Annotated in this window: 15 protein-coding genes; 6 read left to right on the top strand and 9 right to left on the bottom strand. The window is 55.9% G+C overall.

Translation table 11 applies throughout. From position 1 onward, the window contains the following. Positions 1 to 2: 2 nt before the first annotated feature. Genes ACR0D9_RS04800 through iscR form a run of 8 tightly spaced genes read right to left on the bottom strand, consistent with a single transcriptional unit; the run spans position 3 to position 6,466 of the window. Positions 3 to 569, bottom strand: a complete 567-nt coding sequence (locus ACR0D9_RS04800; protein WP_480485617.1) for a YIP1 family protein — start codon at positions 567 to 569, stop codon at positions 3 to 5. Beyond that, positions 566 to 1,051: a YIP1 family protein gene (locus ACR0D9_RS04805; RefSeq protein ID WP_480537884.1), complete on the bottom strand. Its 486-nt coding sequence runs from the start codon at positions 1,049 to 1,051 to the stop codon at positions 566 to 568. The genes ACR0D9_RS04800 and ACR0D9_RS04805 overlap by 4 nt, the downstream gene beginning before the upstream one ends. Further along, positions 1,051 to 2,331, bottom strand: coding sequence for a Fe-S cluster assembly protein SufD (gene sufD / locus ACR0D9_RS04810; protein WP_480485613.1), 1,281 nt, complete (start codon positions 2,329 to 2,331; stop codon positions 1,051 to 1,053). Before sufD ends, ACR0D9_RS04805 begins: the two co-directional genes overlap by 1 nt. After that, positions 2,331 to 3,086, bottom strand: a complete 756-nt coding sequence (gene sufC / locus ACR0D9_RS04815) for a Fe-S cluster assembly ATPase SufC (protein WP_480485611.1) — start codon at positions 3,084 to 3,086, stop codon at positions 2,331 to 2,333. Before sufC ends, sufD begins: the two co-directional genes overlap by 1 nt. 48 nt (positions 3,087 to 3,134) lie before the next feature. Beyond that, on the bottom strand, positions 3,135 to 3,338 hold the full coding sequence (locus ACR0D9_RS04820) for a hypothetical protein (RefSeq protein WP_480480885.1): 204 nt from the start codon (positions 3,336 to 3,338) through the stop codon (positions 3,135 to 3,137). Then, positions 3,338 to 4,858, bottom strand: coding sequence for a Fe-S cluster assembly protein SufB (gene sufB / locus ACR0D9_RS04825; RefSeq protein ID WP_480480883.1), 1,521 nt, complete (start codon positions 4,856 to 4,858; stop codon positions 3,338 to 3,340). The genes ACR0D9_RS04820 and sufB overlap by 1 nt, the downstream gene beginning before the upstream one ends. Before the next feature lie 18 nt (positions 4,859 to 4,876). Next, positions 4,877 to 5,956, bottom strand: coding sequence for a cysteine desulfurase family protein (locus ACR0D9_RS04830; RefSeq protein ID WP_480480881.1), 1,080 nt, complete (start codon positions 5,954 to 5,956; stop codon positions 4,877 to 4,879). 51 nt (positions 5,957 to 6,007) lie between these two features. Further along, positions 6,008 to 6,466 carry a Fe-S cluster assembly transcriptional regulator IscR gene (iscR, locus tag ACR0D9_RS04835; protein WP_209596301.1) on the bottom strand — a complete coding sequence of 153 codons (459 nt, stop codon included), beginning with the start codon at positions 6,464 to 6,466 and terminating at the stop codon, positions 6,008 to 6,010. A 179-nt stretch (positions 6,467 to 6,645) separates the two neighbouring features. On the opposite strand from iscR, the gene ACR0D9_RS04840 reads away from it, so the two are divergent. From ACR0D9_RS04840 to ACR0D9_RS04865, 6 genes are all read left to right on the top strand, one after another. Then, positions 6,646 to 7,299: an alpha/beta hydrolase gene (locus ACR0D9_RS04840; RefSeq protein WP_170424714.1), complete on the top strand. Its 654-nt coding sequence runs from the start codon at positions 6,646 to 6,648 to the stop codon at positions 7,297 to 7,299. Further along, a complete protein-coding gene (locus ACR0D9_RS04845; protein ID WP_267366187.1) occupies positions 7,299 to 7,544 on the top strand; it encodes a hypothetical protein in 246 nt (81 codons plus the stop codon). Before ACR0D9_RS04840 ends, ACR0D9_RS04845 begins: the two co-directional genes overlap by 1 nt. Further along, positions 7,541 to 8,710, top strand: a complete 1,170-nt coding sequence (locus ACR0D9_RS04850; RefSeq protein ID WP_480480879.1) for an HD domain-containing protein — start codon at positions 7,541 to 7,543, stop codon at positions 8,708 to 8,710. The genes ACR0D9_RS04845 and ACR0D9_RS04850 overlap by 4 nt, the downstream gene beginning before the upstream one ends. 363 nt (positions 8,711 to 9,073) lie before the next feature. Beyond that, entirely contained in the window at positions 9,074 to 9,409 is a 336-nt protein-coding gene (locus ACR0D9_RS04855) for an SMR family transporter (protein ID WP_209596305.1), read from the top strand. A 76-nt stretch (positions 9,410 to 9,485) separates the two neighbouring features. Continuing rightward, positions 9,486 to 11,303: a translational GTPase TypA gene (gene typA, locus ACR0D9_RS04860; protein WP_209596307.1), complete on the top strand. Its 1,818-nt coding sequence runs from the start codon at positions 9,486 to 9,488 to the stop codon at positions 11,301 to 11,303. Between the two features lie 301 nt (positions 11,304 to 11,604). Beyond that, the gene (locus ACR0D9_RS04865) at positions 11,605 to 12,258 is read left to right on the top strand and encodes a hypothetical protein (RefSeq protein WP_480537886.1); all 654 of its coding nucleotides are present in this window, start codon (positions 11,605 to 11,607) and stop codon (positions 12,256 to 12,258) included. Between the two features lie 217 nt (positions 12,259 to 12,475). Here the strand turns inward: ACR0D9_RS04865 and ACR0D9_RS04870 are convergent, their stop codons facing one another. Continuing rightward, positions 12,476 to 13,060 (bottom strand): transglutaminase-like cysteine peptidase, encoded by a 585-nt coding sequence (locus ACR0D9_RS04870; RefSeq protein ID WP_480505139.1) that lies wholly within the window; start codon positions 13,058 to 13,060, stop codon positions 12,476 to 12,478. Positions 13,061 to 13,360 lie beyond the last annotated feature (300 nt).

Genomic DNA, 13,360 nt, shown 5'->3' on the forward strand with positions numbered 1-13,360 from the left:
TCCTAGACGGGCCCGGTTGGGCTTAGAAACAGAACGAAAGGGATGGCGACAAAAGCTGACAACACAATTACCGCAAAGGATTTCCAGAGAGACCCGAACTGATGCGCTTCATTCAGAAAATGAAGCGTGACGTAAAGGCTCAGGATTGCTGTCGCCAACAATGTCATCATCATCAGGAATGGTAGGGTCAGACTCAAGACCAGCGTCACCGCCAACGCGGCTATTTGCAGGAACTGCAGCCAGATCGTCAAAACCATCAGATCATCGAACCTCGCCAGACCTCCCAGCAATCGCCCGACCAGCAGGAATGCGACGATGCTCAGCATCATGGCCCCGGCCGAGCGCACCAAAACGATGGGAATACTCTCGAGCGCCGGAGAGGGTTGACCCGCCGCCATTGTTATCGACAGATCAATTCCCAATTGGACAACGCAGTTCAAAACGACCGCCAGCGCAAATGCCAACCAAAGCACTTCTCGTCCCAGCTTGAGCGCCATCAGCCGTCGCGCCGCTTCGGCCGGGTTCTTGATCGTCAGGACCGCCAGATTTCCCAGAAAACTCGAATTCATGCGACGGACCTTTGCACTTGTCTGAGACCGGATACCCAGAACCAGACAAAAACAGCAACCCAGGCGAGACCTACAAACGTCAAGGTAGGCCCTGGCCCAATGAATCCGGCGACAAGGCCGTTCAGCAGAACCAGCGGCGCAGAGGATAACAGCGCCCAGAACAGTGCCAGGCGCGCACCATAAGCGCTTCCCTGCCCGCCAAACAGGCGTGCCGCCCAATGAGATACCAGTGCCAGCGTGTAAAAAACCAAGGGCAGAATGAACACTGATCCAAGCAGAGCACCACCCAGAAGCATATTCAGCTCAACGTCTTCCAGATGCGCCTTGCGCGCAAGGCCAGGCATCTGGGCGATGAATGCCACCACACAAAACGCCATGACAAAGATCAGCGCCCGGTCTTCTCGTTGACCCATATCCAGAAGCCTGCGCACCACGCGCCCCGGCCCCCAGTACGTTGCCAGGATATCCGACGACAGCGCCATCAGCTTCGGCGCGCCAGCCACCCTTCCAGACGGCTTACGATTTCATCTGCCAAAGCACTGTCTTCGATTTCGTCCACCGCTTCGGCCAGGAACGCCAGCGTCAACATGTTGGTCGCGTCCTTGACCGGAACACCCCGTGACCGAAGATAGAACAGCGCTGTTTCGTCAATCGCCCCCGAGGTTGAGCCGTGGGAACACGCCACGTCATCGGCGTAGATCTCTAGCTCCGGCTTGGCGAGGAATTGGCTGTCATCATCCAAAAGCAGCGATTGGCTGATTTGGTAGCCATCAGTTTTCTGAGCCCCTTCCTTTACAAGGATCTTGCCCTGAAACACTCCGGTCGCACCGTTGCGCAGCACTTTCTTAAAGACCTGACGGCTTTCGCAATTTACCGCGTCATGGGTGATGAACACCGTGTCATCATGGTGGAAATCACCATCCCCAACACAGGCCCCGGCCACATGCGCCACCGCATTGTCCCCGGTCAGTTCAACGACCTGTTCGTTACGGGTCAGCACCCCATTCGCCGTCAAGGTGAAGGACTTGTAGACCGACTCTGCCCCCAAACGCGTGAACATATGGGTCGCGGCGCGACGTTCATGGTCCCTGCCCTGCGCCCGCACATGATGCAGCGTCCCCTTGTCGGCAATTTCAATTTCCATGCATTTGTTGAAACGCGACGCCGCCGGGCCGGATTCAAGAATTGTCACCTCGGCCCCGCTTTCCACGCGAATAACGTGATGCAGGATCGCATCGGATGTCGGCGAGGCATGACGATAAATCAGGTTGATCGGTTTAGAGGGTTTGCCTGTAACGTGAATGGCAACTCCGTCCGACGCAAAGGCCGTGTTCAATGCAGCCAACGGACGTTGAACCGGGGACTGGCCACGCGCTTCCAGAACGCCATACAGGTCTTTTGCCCAATGAATGTCTTTGCAGCAGATGTCTTCAATCCGGTCGATCTTGACACCGTCCAGCAACAGGTCATCGGATTCCTCGGCGCTGAACACCCCGTCTACAAAGACAATTTTCAAACGGTCAAGGTCGTTGAAAAGTACCGGTTCATCATTGATAAACACCGCCGCAGGCAAAGCCTCGGCAGAAATCAGACTGTCGGGCTGAGTGTATTTCCAATACTCATCCCGGCGCCCCGGCAACCCGGATTCCAGAACACGCGCCAAAGCGTCTTCGCGTGCACCACGGGTGCAGCCCGCGTCAGGCATGGTCAGCGCAGCCAGACGCGCCTCGGTTGCGGTTTGTTTCGCTTGCGGCAAAGCCATCAGTTCACCTCGGCCAGAATGTCGGCATAACCGTTGTTTTCAACCTCAAGCGCCAGATCCGGGCCTCCGGTTTTGACAATGCGGCCATCGGCCATGATGTGCACGACGTCAGGTTTGATGTGATCCAGCAGGCGCTGGTAATGGGTGATGACCAGGAACCCACGGCCTTCGTCCCGCAGGGCATTCACACCTTCGGCGACCAGCTTCATCGCATCCACATCAAGGCCCGAGTCGGTTTCGTCCATGATGCACATCTTCGGTTCAAGCATAGCCATCTGCAGGATTTCGTTACGCTTTTTCTCACCGCCCGAAAAACCAACATTGACCGGGCGCTTAAGCATATCCGCGTCGATCTTTAGCGTCTTGGCCTTGGCACGCACTTCTTTCAGGAAGTCTGCGGCAGACAGTTCCTCTTCTCCACGGGCCTTGCGCTGCGCGTTTACTGCGGTGCGCAGGAAGGTCATGTTGCCAACTCCGGGGATTTCAACCGGGTATTGGAAGGCAAGGAAAACACCTGCTGCTGCGCGTTCCTCCGGTTCCATCTCCAGCAGGTCCTGACCGTCCAGAGTGGCCGAACCTTCGGTTACTTCGTACCCGTCGCGGCCCGACAGCACGTAGCTGAGTGTTGACTTGCCTGACCCGTTCGGCCCCATGATCGCGTGTACCTTGCCGGCTTCAACCGTCAGGTCCACACCCTTTAGGATCTGCTTGTCTTCTTCTTCAAGTTTCACGTGCAGATTCTTGATTTCCAGCATTTTTTGTCCTTTTGCGTATCGCAAGGGGCACTGTGACCCCGCATTGTTCTAGCCCAGCAATCTGCGGATCAGTCTGGCGAGAATCCAACCCAGGATTGCCCCGCCACCTACCGCCCAAACCGGGTTGATGAATTCCATGTAATGGGTGTTGACGTAGGCCACGCCAAGCAGACCGCCCAGAACCGGCAATGCGTACCCAAGCCAGGTCAGCACATTATCCTTACGGATGCGGGTTCCGGGTGACCGCGTCATCACCCAACCGAACCTTCAAGTGAGATGGCCACCAACTGCTGTGCTTCCATCGCAAACTCCATCGGAAGCGCCTGAAGCACGTCTTTGCAGAACCCGTTGACCACCAGAGCCACGGCTTCTTCCTCGTCCATGCCGCGCTGACGGCAGTAGAACAGCTGATCGTCATCCACTTTTGACGTCGTCGCCTCGTGCTCAACGCGGCTCGAGTTGTTCTTGACCTCGATATAGGGAACCGTATGTGCGCCGCATTTGTCGCCGATCAGCAGACTGTCACACTGCGTGTAGTTCCGGCTGTCCCTGGCTTTCGGGTGCATCGACACTAGCCCACGATAGGTGTTCTGGGCCTTGCCCGCGCTGATGCCCTTGGACACGATGCGCGACTTGGTGTTCCTGCCCAGATGAATCATCTTGGTGCCGGTGTCGGCCTGTTGATAATTGTTGGCAATCGCGATCGAATAGAATTCACCCTGGCTTTCATTGCCGCGCAGGATGCAGGACGGGTATTTCCATGTCACGGCCGATCCGGTTTCCACCTGCGTCCACATCACCTTGGACCGGTCACCCCGGCAGTCGGCGCGTTTGGTCACGAAGTTATAGATACCGCCCTTGCCGTTTTCGTCCCCCGGAAACCAGTTCTGAACGGTCGAGTATTTCACCTCGGCATCTTCTTCGACGATGATCTCGACCACGGCAGCATGCAGTTGTGCCGTGTCACGCTGGGGTGCAGTGCAGCCTTCCAGATATGAGACGTACGAGCCCTTGTCAGCAATGATCAGGGTGCGTTCGAACTGGCCCGTGTTCTCGGCGTTGATGCGGAAATACGTGCTTAGTTCCATCGGGCAGCGAACGCCCGGCGGGATGTAGACGAATGAGCCATCCGAGAATACAGCTGAATTCAATGTTGCATAGAAATTGTCCGATACGGGAACCACGGTTCCCAAGTACTTCTTGACCAGCTCAGGATGCTCTTTGATCGCCTCAGAGATCGAGCAGAAGATCACGCCTGCCTTTTTCAGTTCGGCCTGAAAAGTCGTGCCCACGGAAACCGAGTCAAACACTGCATCGACTGCCACCTTGCGGCCTTCGGCAGGTGCATCCTCAGCCCCTTCAACACCAGCCAGAATCATCTGTTCTTTCAGAGGGATACCAAGCTTCTCGTAAGTGGCGAGCAGCTTTGGATCAACCTCATCCAAAGATTTGGGTTTCTCTTCCATCGATTTGGGGCGGGCATAGTAATACTGGTTTTGAAAATCGATTGGCGGATAGTGAACCATCGCCCATTTGGGTTCTTCCATTTTGGTCCAACGCTCGAACGCGGCCAGACGCCATTCGGTCATCCACTCGGGCTCATCGTTTTTCCCCGAGATCAGACGGACGATATCCGGGTTCACGCCTTTGGGCGCGTATTCCATCTCGATATCGGTATCCCAGCCATATTTGTATGTGCCGACCTCGCGAACCGCGTCCACGGTTTCCTGATCGACACCTTCTTTTACCTGGGTCTGGTCCAAAGCGGCCATGACTTACCCTCCGTCAGATCACGCAGCCCGCGCGCGATGCTTTTTCTCTTTTTCAAGCCACGTTTCGGCGAAACGCAGCACATCTTCTTCAGTCGTCTCTGGCCCCAGCGATACGCGGATTGCGCATGACGCCACCGTCTCATCAAATCCCATTGCCGTCAGAACCCGACTGGTTTTGACCTTGCCGCTGGAACAGGCGGATCCCGCACTGATGGCAAAGCCAGACAAATCCATCTGCATCACCTGCGTTTCGCCTTTCCAGCCGGGCGTCGCGAAACACAGGGTATTCGGGAGTCGCTCCTGATCTTTCCCGACAAAAATAGTAGATATTGCACCAGCCTCAAGGGCGTTTTCTAGAATATTTCTAAGTTCTCTGACTTTTTCCCATACTCCATCCGCCAGATCGCGCTGAGCAGCCTCGGCAGCCGCGCCAAATCCGGCAATGCCCACCACATTTTCAGTACCAGATCTTCGGCCCATTTCCTGTCCGCCACCGCTGGCCAAAGGTTCGATATCGATACCTTGCCGCAGGATCAAAGCGCCAACACCTTTTGGCCCGCCAATCTTATGCGCCGACAGGATCGCCATATCAGCGCCGCTCCAGGCGAAGGAAAATGGAATGCGTCCGACAACCTGCGTAATATCCAGCAACAGCCAGTCCGCGCGCCGCGCGCCATAGGGCCACTGGTTCTCAACTTTCTGTGGCGGCTGCGTGATGACTCCGGTTTCGGAGTTCGCAAGCCCCATCGCCAATATGTGCCCAGGGCCAAAGGGATGCTCGCTACAATGGGTCAGATCGAAATGCGACCACAGCGCATCGTGGGCAGTGCTGTCGACAAAGACGTCGCAGCCTTCGGGGCGATTTTGCAGAACCCGCGCCGCTTCAGTCGCGCCAGAGGTAAATATGACCTCTTGCGGACGGCAACCGACGGCCTCGGCGACCTGCGCCCGCGCGCGTTCGACCAGCGCTTTTGCGGCACGTCCTTCCGCATGAACAGATGACGGGTTCCCGACCACATCCATCGCCGCGATCATTGCCTCGCGCGCTTCGCGTCGCAGCGGCGTAGTCGCGTTATGATCCAGATAAACACGTTTCATGGATACATCTTTTCCTGCACAGAAGTCATATGCATGTTCGACTTACCCAGCTCATTCATCGACGACGGAAAACAGGCTTGGAACTGCCGGGCAAGGCGCAAGGTCGTTTCTGATCACATCCGACAGGCGCGTCTGGTGCAGGAAGACATAAACATGCGCGCTCAGGCTTTCCCACAAGCGGTTCGTCAGGGATTGCGCCCTGCTACCCGATGACGCACCGGATGCTCCGGCCCCTTTTTGCAGCGCATCAACTGTCTCATCCACAGCGGCCAGAACCTCGACCACGCGAATCTCGGACGCGGGGCGTGCAAGACGATACCCCCCTCCGGGCCCACGGACAGAAGCAACCAGTTCCGCGCGACGCAGCTTGACGAAAAGCTGCTCAAGATACGGCAGAGAAATGTCCTGCCGTTCCGAGATTTCGCCCAGGGTTACCAGCCGGTCTGTTGGCTGAAGCGCAATATCCGCCAAAGCGACCATCGCGTAACGCCCTTTGGTCGAAAGCTTCATGCCCTGCCCCCTTTTAGCCGGATCTGCGCGAAATCATTGACGCCGACGCTGCCAGTGCGTATCTCCGACTGACAGCGCGATTGCGCCACGCAATGTAATTAGAACCGTTCTAAGGTGTCCGACGATTATAGTCAAGTATATCCGGATACCCGCACGAAAATGACAGGACCAAAGCACACATGCCCGAGGTGATTTTTCCCGGACCCGAAGGCCGCCTGGAAGGCCGTTACCACCCGCAAAAGGAAAAAGACGCACCGATCGCTATCGTGCTTCACCCGCATCCTCAGTTCGGCGGGACCATGAACAACAAGGTGGTCTATAACCTGCACTATGCCTTTTACAACATGGGCTTCACAGTGCTGCGCTTTAACTTCCGCGGCGTCGGTCGCAGCCAGGGCGAATATGATCAGGGCGTAGGCGAGCTGAGCGATGCGGCATCTGCGCTGGATTACCTTCAATCCATGAACAACAACTCGAAACACTGTTGGGTTGCGGGCTTTTCGTTTGGGGCGTGGATTGGAATGCAGTTGCTGATGCGCCGCCCCGAAATCACGGGTTTCATCAGCGTGTCGCCGCCTGCCAACATGTATGACTTTTCCTTCCTTGCGCCCTGCCCGTCTTCGGGCTTGATCATCAACGGATCGGCTGACCGTGTGGCACCACCAGCGGATACCACCGCGCTGGTCAACAAGTTGCACGAGCAAAAAGGGATCACGATCACCCATAACGAGGTTGAGGGCGCGGATCATTTCTTCCAGGATCGCCACATGGACACGCTGATCACAGATGTCAGCGACTATGTGAAACGTCGGCTGACTGAGAACACCCGCTAATGTCCGACACCATCACATCGCTCGCGGCCAAACTGGCCGAAGATACGATGAAGGTCATGGACGAAACCGGCGAAGACCGGTTCTTTGTGGAAGTGGGTGAAGTTCTTGGTGCGGCGTCTCAATCTCTGGAAGAGGCTTTCCTGACAGAAATCCGCGTGCGTCTGGCTGAACGCAAGGCCAGACAATTCGTGATCAAGCGCCTCGCTTCGCATCGCGCGAAACTCAAGGCGATTGAAAAGCAATGACCGATCGCCTGGTTGCGCAGGTCGCATTTCTGAAACGGGCCGACAATCTGAAACTGGTCGAGCGGGCAAATGTCCTGCTTGACCAATCAAGGCCGGAAAACTCTGCTGAACACAGCTGGCACTTGGCTTTGTGGGCAATGGTCATGGCACCGCTGGCCGGGCCGGACATCTCGGTCGACCGGGTCATCCGCATGTTGCTGCTGCATGATCTGGTTGAGATCGTGACAGGTGATCACCCGATTCACCTCAACACGGATTGGGACACCGTGGCCGAGGCTGAACAGGCCGCAGCACAAGAATTGTTTGGCCTGTTGCCCGACGAACAGGCGCAGGAATTTCTTTCGCTCTGGCACGAATTCGAGGCGGACCAAACCCCGGATGCCCGGTTTGCCAAGATTCTGGATCGCTGCCAGCCGCTGTTTCAGGTTCTGTGCGCCGCCGACCCACGAGAGGATCATGTGGAGATTGCGCGGTCGAATCTGGCAGACGGTCGCGCAGCGTATCTGGCCCATGCGTTTCCATTGGCCCACCAGCATGCCACAAACCTCTTGACCAACTCGGACCCTCAGGATGACGCCTTCACGAAAAGATTGGCGTTTCTTACAGAAGCGGACCAGTTGAAATCCGTTCTGCGCGCGTCACGCCTGATGGCCAGTGACAGGTTCGAGAATTCGGCGGAACATTCGTGGCATGTCATGCTCTACGCATGGGTATTGTCAGAATACGCGCATTCGGACGTTCAAGTGGACCGAACCCTCCAGATGTTGCTTTTGCACGATGTTGTCGAAATCGACGCGGGCGACCACCCGATCCACGGACATGTCGACCACGCGGAACAGGAAGCCAAGGAACAGGCCGCCGCCAAGCGATTGTTTGGCCTTTTGCCTGACTGTCAACACAGGCCATTTACTGAACTTTGGCACGAGTTTGAGGCGGCTGAGACCGCAGAAGCCAGGTTTGCAAAGGCTGTTGACCGCTTTCAGACACCCATAGCAAATCTGGAAACAGGTGGCGGGTCATGGGTCGAATACAAAGTGAAATTCGACCAGATTGTAACGCGTGTCCGACCAGCTATTGCAGCGGGAGCGCCTCAGCTATGGGACTGGCTGCAACCGCAACTGGTTGCGCATTTCGAAAATGGTAAAACAGCCGATCCTCAAGCATAAAAAAAGGAGCCTGAAGGCTCCTTCTTTCTTGCTTGGTTTCTAGCGGCGTTCAAAAAACACTACTACCATCAAACTGTTGAACCAAGTTGGCTGCATTCACTTCGACGGACCCCCCGTCAGCAAGCCACCCAATCGCCACTATCAGACCCGAAGCAAATATGATTGATTTCGCAAATAACGTCATCGCTCAAAACTCGTTAACAAAATGAAAAAATATGCAGCGAATATTACATTCATTCGACTGAAAAAACAGTCAGGTATACCTGACCCAAGGTAATCTTGTAGACAACATGACGGCCCGCGTATTTCACTCACACAAATCACCCTCAGGCCACCCGACGCACCCTTTTCCGAGGTATTCAAATGCCCCAAGCCTATCTGTATCTGTTGCTGGCTGTGCTGGCTGAAACCATTGGCACAACGGCCCTGCAAGCCAGCCAGCAGTTTACGCGGTTCTGGCCATCCGTGATCGTTATCGTTGGGTACGCGTTTGCATTCTACCTTTTGGCGATGACGTTGAAGGTCATGCCTGTCGGCATTGTTTATGCTATCTGGTCCGGACTAGGCATCTTTCTGATCGCGCTCATCGGTTTTATCGTTTTCGGTCAGCGTTTGGATTGGCCGGCAATACTCGGATTGGCGATGATTCTGGCGGGAATCCTGATCATTCACCTCTTTTCAAAGACTGCCGGGCACTGAAGGCCGGTTAGGGCTGGTATATTTTGCCGCGCCGCGTTATGCGCGCGGCAACTTCCCGTTCAAAGGCTGACCTCTCATGGACCTGCGCAACATCGCAATCATCGCTCACGTGGACCACGGCAAAACGACCCTGGTGGACGAGCTGCTCAAACAATCCGGTGCATTCCGGGAAAATCAGGCCGTCGCGGAACGCGCCATGGACAGTAACGACCTGGAGCGTGAACGCGGCATCACCATCCTGGCCAAGGCCACCTCGGTTGAGTGGAAAGACACGCGCATCAATATTGTCGACACCCCTGGCCACGCCGATTTCGGCGGCGAGGTCGAGCGCATTCTCAGCATGGTCGACGGTGTTGTTCTGTTGGTGGACGCCGCAGAAGGCCCGATGCCCCAGACCAAGTTTGTAACGTCCAAGGCACTGGCGCTGGGCCTACGCCCGATCGTGGTTCTGAACAAGGTCGATAAGCCGGATGCCGAACCTGACCGCGCACTGGACGAATGCTTTGACCTGTTCGCCAATCTCGGCGCGGATGACGACCAGTTGGATTTTCCTTCAATGTACGCCTCGGGCCGTTCGGGCTGGGCGGATATGGAGTTGGACGGTCCCCGCAAAGACTTGAGCGCGCTATTCGACCTGATCGTCGATCATGTCCCTGCCCCGAAGCAGGTCGAACACAAAAATGAACCCTTCCGGATGCTGGCCACGACATTGGGCAGCGATCCCTTCATCGGTCGTATCCTGACCGGTCGTGTGGAAAGTGGCACGCTGAAGGCTGGCGACAACCTCAAGGCGCTCAGCCGCGATGGTTCGGTCATCGAAAACTTCCGCGCCACGAAAATCCTGGCGTTCCGGGGACTGGCCCAGCAGCCCATTGATGTGGCCGAAGCAGGCGACATCGTGACCATCGCTGGCATGAGCAAAGCCACCGTAGCGGATTCGCTGGTTGCCCCTCAGGTCACTGAGGCCCTGCCCGCGCAGCCCATCGATCCACCGACCATTACCGTGACCTTCGGTATTAATGATTCTCCGCTGGCAGGCCGTGACGGCAAAAAAGTTCAATCTCGCGTCATTCGTGACCGGCTGATGAAGGAAGCCGAGTCGAACGTCGCCATCCGTGTCACCGACACCCCCGGCGGTGAGGCGTTCGAGGTTGCGGGCCGCGGCGAGTTGCAAATGGGTGTTCTGATCGAGAATATGCGCCGAGAAGGCTTTGAGCTCAGCATCTCGCGCCCGCAGGTTCTGTTCCGTGAAGAAGACGGGCAGCGGCTTGAGCCTATCGAAGAAGTCACCATCGACGTGGATGACGAATATTCTGGTTCCGTTATTGAAAAGGTTACCGGCGCACGTAAGGGTGAACTGGTCGAGATGCGCCCGGCCGGTACGGGCAAGACGCGGATCATCGCCCATGTCCCGTCCCGCGGTCTGATCGGTTACCACGGCGAATTCCTGACCGACACGCGCGGTACGGGTGTACTTAACCGCGTGTTCCATGACTGGGCGCCACATAAGGGGCAGATTCCGGGCCGTCGCGCAGGCGTTCTGATCTCGATGGAGAAAGGTCAGGCTGTGGCTTATGCGCTGTGGAACCTGGAAGAACGTGGCCGTATGTTTGTTGGTCCGCAAACAGACGTATATCAGGGTATGGTGATCGGCGAACACTCGCGAGACAACGATCTGGAAGTGAACCCGCTCAAAGGCAAGAAGTTGACAAACGTGCGCGCCAGTGGATCCGACGACGCGGTCCGCCTGACGCCGCATATTCAGTTCTCACTGGAAGAGGCAATTGCCTATATCGACGATGATGAACTGGTGGAAGTTACACCAAACGCGGTGCGCCTGCGGAAGCGTTTTCTTGACCCGCACGAGCGTAAGCGGATGGCCAAATCTGCCTAGAACACCCTCAGGTTGCAAACTGACCAAACGGAAACAATGGCAATAGTGTGGCATATTTGCTTCCAATACGACAAAAGACGAAATCAGAAAAACCGGGCTCACTGCCCGGTTTTTATTTGAAAACTAACACCTTTCTCCGCATGGTTGAAAATTTCCGCCCCGGGCCTCACCAACAAGATATTGTAGGCGCCCTCGAATTATGGTCAAAACACGTCAGAAGTGTGACGTCCTTCACAAACACCGATACGGGAATGGTGCATAGAAGGACGTAGTTTAGTTATCGAGTTCCAAGGAGTTCAAAATGGGTAATAGAGCTCGCAAGTTTCCACTGTTTTTTATTGCGACAACTTTTCTGCTTTCACCTGCCGGTGAAACCTTTGCCGCTGGGACATGTACGGTTGCAACAGCACGGCAATCCGCTGCGTCCGCGCAGGTTTTGTGCGAATGCGATGCTGTGACATCCGGCATGATCCGCTACATTCAACGCCGTCATGACTTCGATCAGATTCTGGCGCGCGTCGGTGCAGAATGCGCCCCGCTGGCAGGTCTGCTAAGTGACTTCCCGACCGCATCGATCGGTGTCTCAGACCAGAGATCCGGCGACGGACCTTCCCAGGAAAATGGCACGCCCCCCAATGGTGGCGGCGGTAACCCAACCGGTGGCGAAGAACCTGGTGGCGAAGAACCTGGTGGTGAAGAACCCGGTGGTGAAGAGCCCGGTGGCGAAGAACCCGGTGGTGAAGAACCCGGTGGCGAAGAGCCCGGTGGCGAAGAGCCCGGTGGAGAAGAGCCCGGTGGCGAAGAGCCCGGTAGAGAAGAGCCCGGTGGCGAAGAGCCCGGTGGAGAAGAGCCCGGTGGTGAAGAACCTGGTGGCGAAGAGCCCGGTGGAGAAGAACCCGGTGGGGAAGAACCCGGTGGTGAAGAGCCCGGTGGTGAAGAGCACGAAGAAGACTGATAAAGACGAAACCGAATACCAGCGAACCGGCCCTAGGAACGCGGAGCATATTCGATAGAAAAAACTCTGCTGGTCGAGGCTTCGGGGCTGGAATACGTCGATACGCAAAACGTTCGGATTAATCCGTCCAAGCGTAAGGTCAAAGACTACACTCTTGGGCGCAGACCAAATCTGCGTCCAAGGGTAAGATTTTGGGTAGGTAAATATACCGCTGAGGTCAGCTGCGCCCGTAAACGCCGACCCATTGACTGGGCCGCTTCGGATCTTGCATGCGCAGGAACAAATAGCGCGTAGCTGTCCAGGGTTTGATCCGGTTTGTGAGATTGTCCAAGATCAGGTCGCCCTGCGCCGAGCGGTAGACCAGAACCGCATGAGGCGTCCGGCGTGTGTCCAGAACGGTCGCAATCAAAAGCTTACTTGGATCAACCCCGGCATGGATCAGATCCCTTTTCTTCAACAATGCAAAGTCTTCACAATCACCGCCTCTGGGTGTTGGCAAGGCCCATCGCTCACGCGTTTTGTACTGGGACTGATCCGTAACTTCCCGGGTCGACGCGTTTACGCGGCGATTCACTTGATTTACCACCGTCAGCTCTTGGTGGCTGGACAACGTGACCGAGCGTTTTGCAGTGCAAGCCCAGTTATATTGGTTGCATAGGTTGATTGCGCCTGAGGGCGGAGGTGAAGACGCAACGATTGGGATAAAGACGCCGTCGGATGCCTGCGCGACAGGTGCGGAGGCGATTACGCCGATACACACGGTGCAGATACCCAATGCGCGCGCCGCAACCGATGCAGGCACGGAAACACACCTCTTGGTTAAATTCGCTAATGAAATCATGCGAGTTCCCCGATCCGATGTTCTTCGAATGATTACATGGCCACCTGCACCACATTCTGTTTCTTGAAACTATCTGTGATCAGGTGTTACGCGCAATCTTTTGAGACCTTGCAAAGGAAACAGGGCAGAAATTCGTCCGAGAATCTGACAATTTCACGTAAGAATTTTGTTGGCGGGGCCACAATTCTGCCAGGACCCATTCGACAGAACAGGAGCATCAAAGGGTAAGTGATTGAATTAAAACAATTAAACAAAAAACAG

The sequence above is a fragment of the Ruegeria sp. AK11 genome, assembly GCF_056541095.1.

Excerpts from the sequence above, each read along its gene's own strand:
- ACR0D9_RS04800 (WP_480485617.1), bottom strand. The coding sequence starts at position 569 with ATGAATTCGAGTTTTCTGGGAAATCTGGCGGTCCTGACGATCAAGAAC.
- ACR0D9_RS04805 (WP_480537884.1), bottom strand. The coding sequence starts at position 1,051 with ATGGCGCTGTCGTCGGATATCCTGGCAACGTACTGGGGGCCGGGGCGC.
- sufD (WP_480485613.1), bottom strand. The coding sequence starts at position 2,331 with ATGGCTTTGCCGCAAGCGAAACAAACCGCAACCGAGGCGCGTCTGGCT.
- sufC (WP_480485611.1), bottom strand. The coding sequence starts at position 3,086 with ATGCTGGAAATCAAGAATCTGCACGTGAAACTTGAAGAAGAAGACAAG.
- ACR0D9_RS04820 (WP_480480885.1), bottom strand. The coding sequence starts at position 3,338 with ATGACGCGGTCACCCGGAACCCGCATCCGTAAGGATAATGTGCTGACC.
- sufB (WP_480480883.1), bottom strand. The coding sequence starts at position 4,858 with ATGGCCGCTTTGGACCAGACCCAGGTAAAAGAAGGTGTCGATCAGGAA.
- ACR0D9_RS04830 (WP_480480881.1), bottom strand. The coding sequence starts at position 5,956 with ATGAAACGTGTTTATCTGGATCATAACGCGACTACGCCGCTGCGACGC.
- iscR (WP_209596301.1), bottom strand. The coding sequence starts at position 6,466 with ATGAAGCTTTCGACCAAAGGGCGTTACGCGATGGTCGCTTTGGCGGAT.
- ACR0D9_RS04840 (WP_170424714.1), top strand. The coding sequence starts at position 6,646 with ATGCCCGAGGTGATTTTTCCCGGACCCGAAGGCCGCCTGGAAGGCCGT.
- ACR0D9_RS04845 (WP_267366187.1), top strand. The coding sequence starts at position 7,299 with ATGTCCGACACCATCACATCGCTCGCGGCCAAACTGGCCGAAGATACG.
- ACR0D9_RS04850 (WP_480480879.1), top strand. The coding sequence starts at position 7,541 with ATGACCGATCGCCTGGTTGCGCAGGTCGCATTTCTGAAACGGGCCGAC.
- ACR0D9_RS04855 (WP_209596305.1), top strand. The coding sequence starts at position 9,074 with ATGCCCCAAGCCTATCTGTATCTGTTGCTGGCTGTGCTGGCTGAAACC.
- typA (WP_209596307.1), top strand. The coding sequence starts at position 9,486 with ATGGACCTGCGCAACATCGCAATCATCGCTCACGTGGACCACGGCAAA.
- ACR0D9_RS04865 (WP_480537886.1), top strand. The coding sequence starts at position 11,605 with ATGGGTAATAGAGCTCGCAAGTTTCCACTGTTTTTTATTGCGACAACT.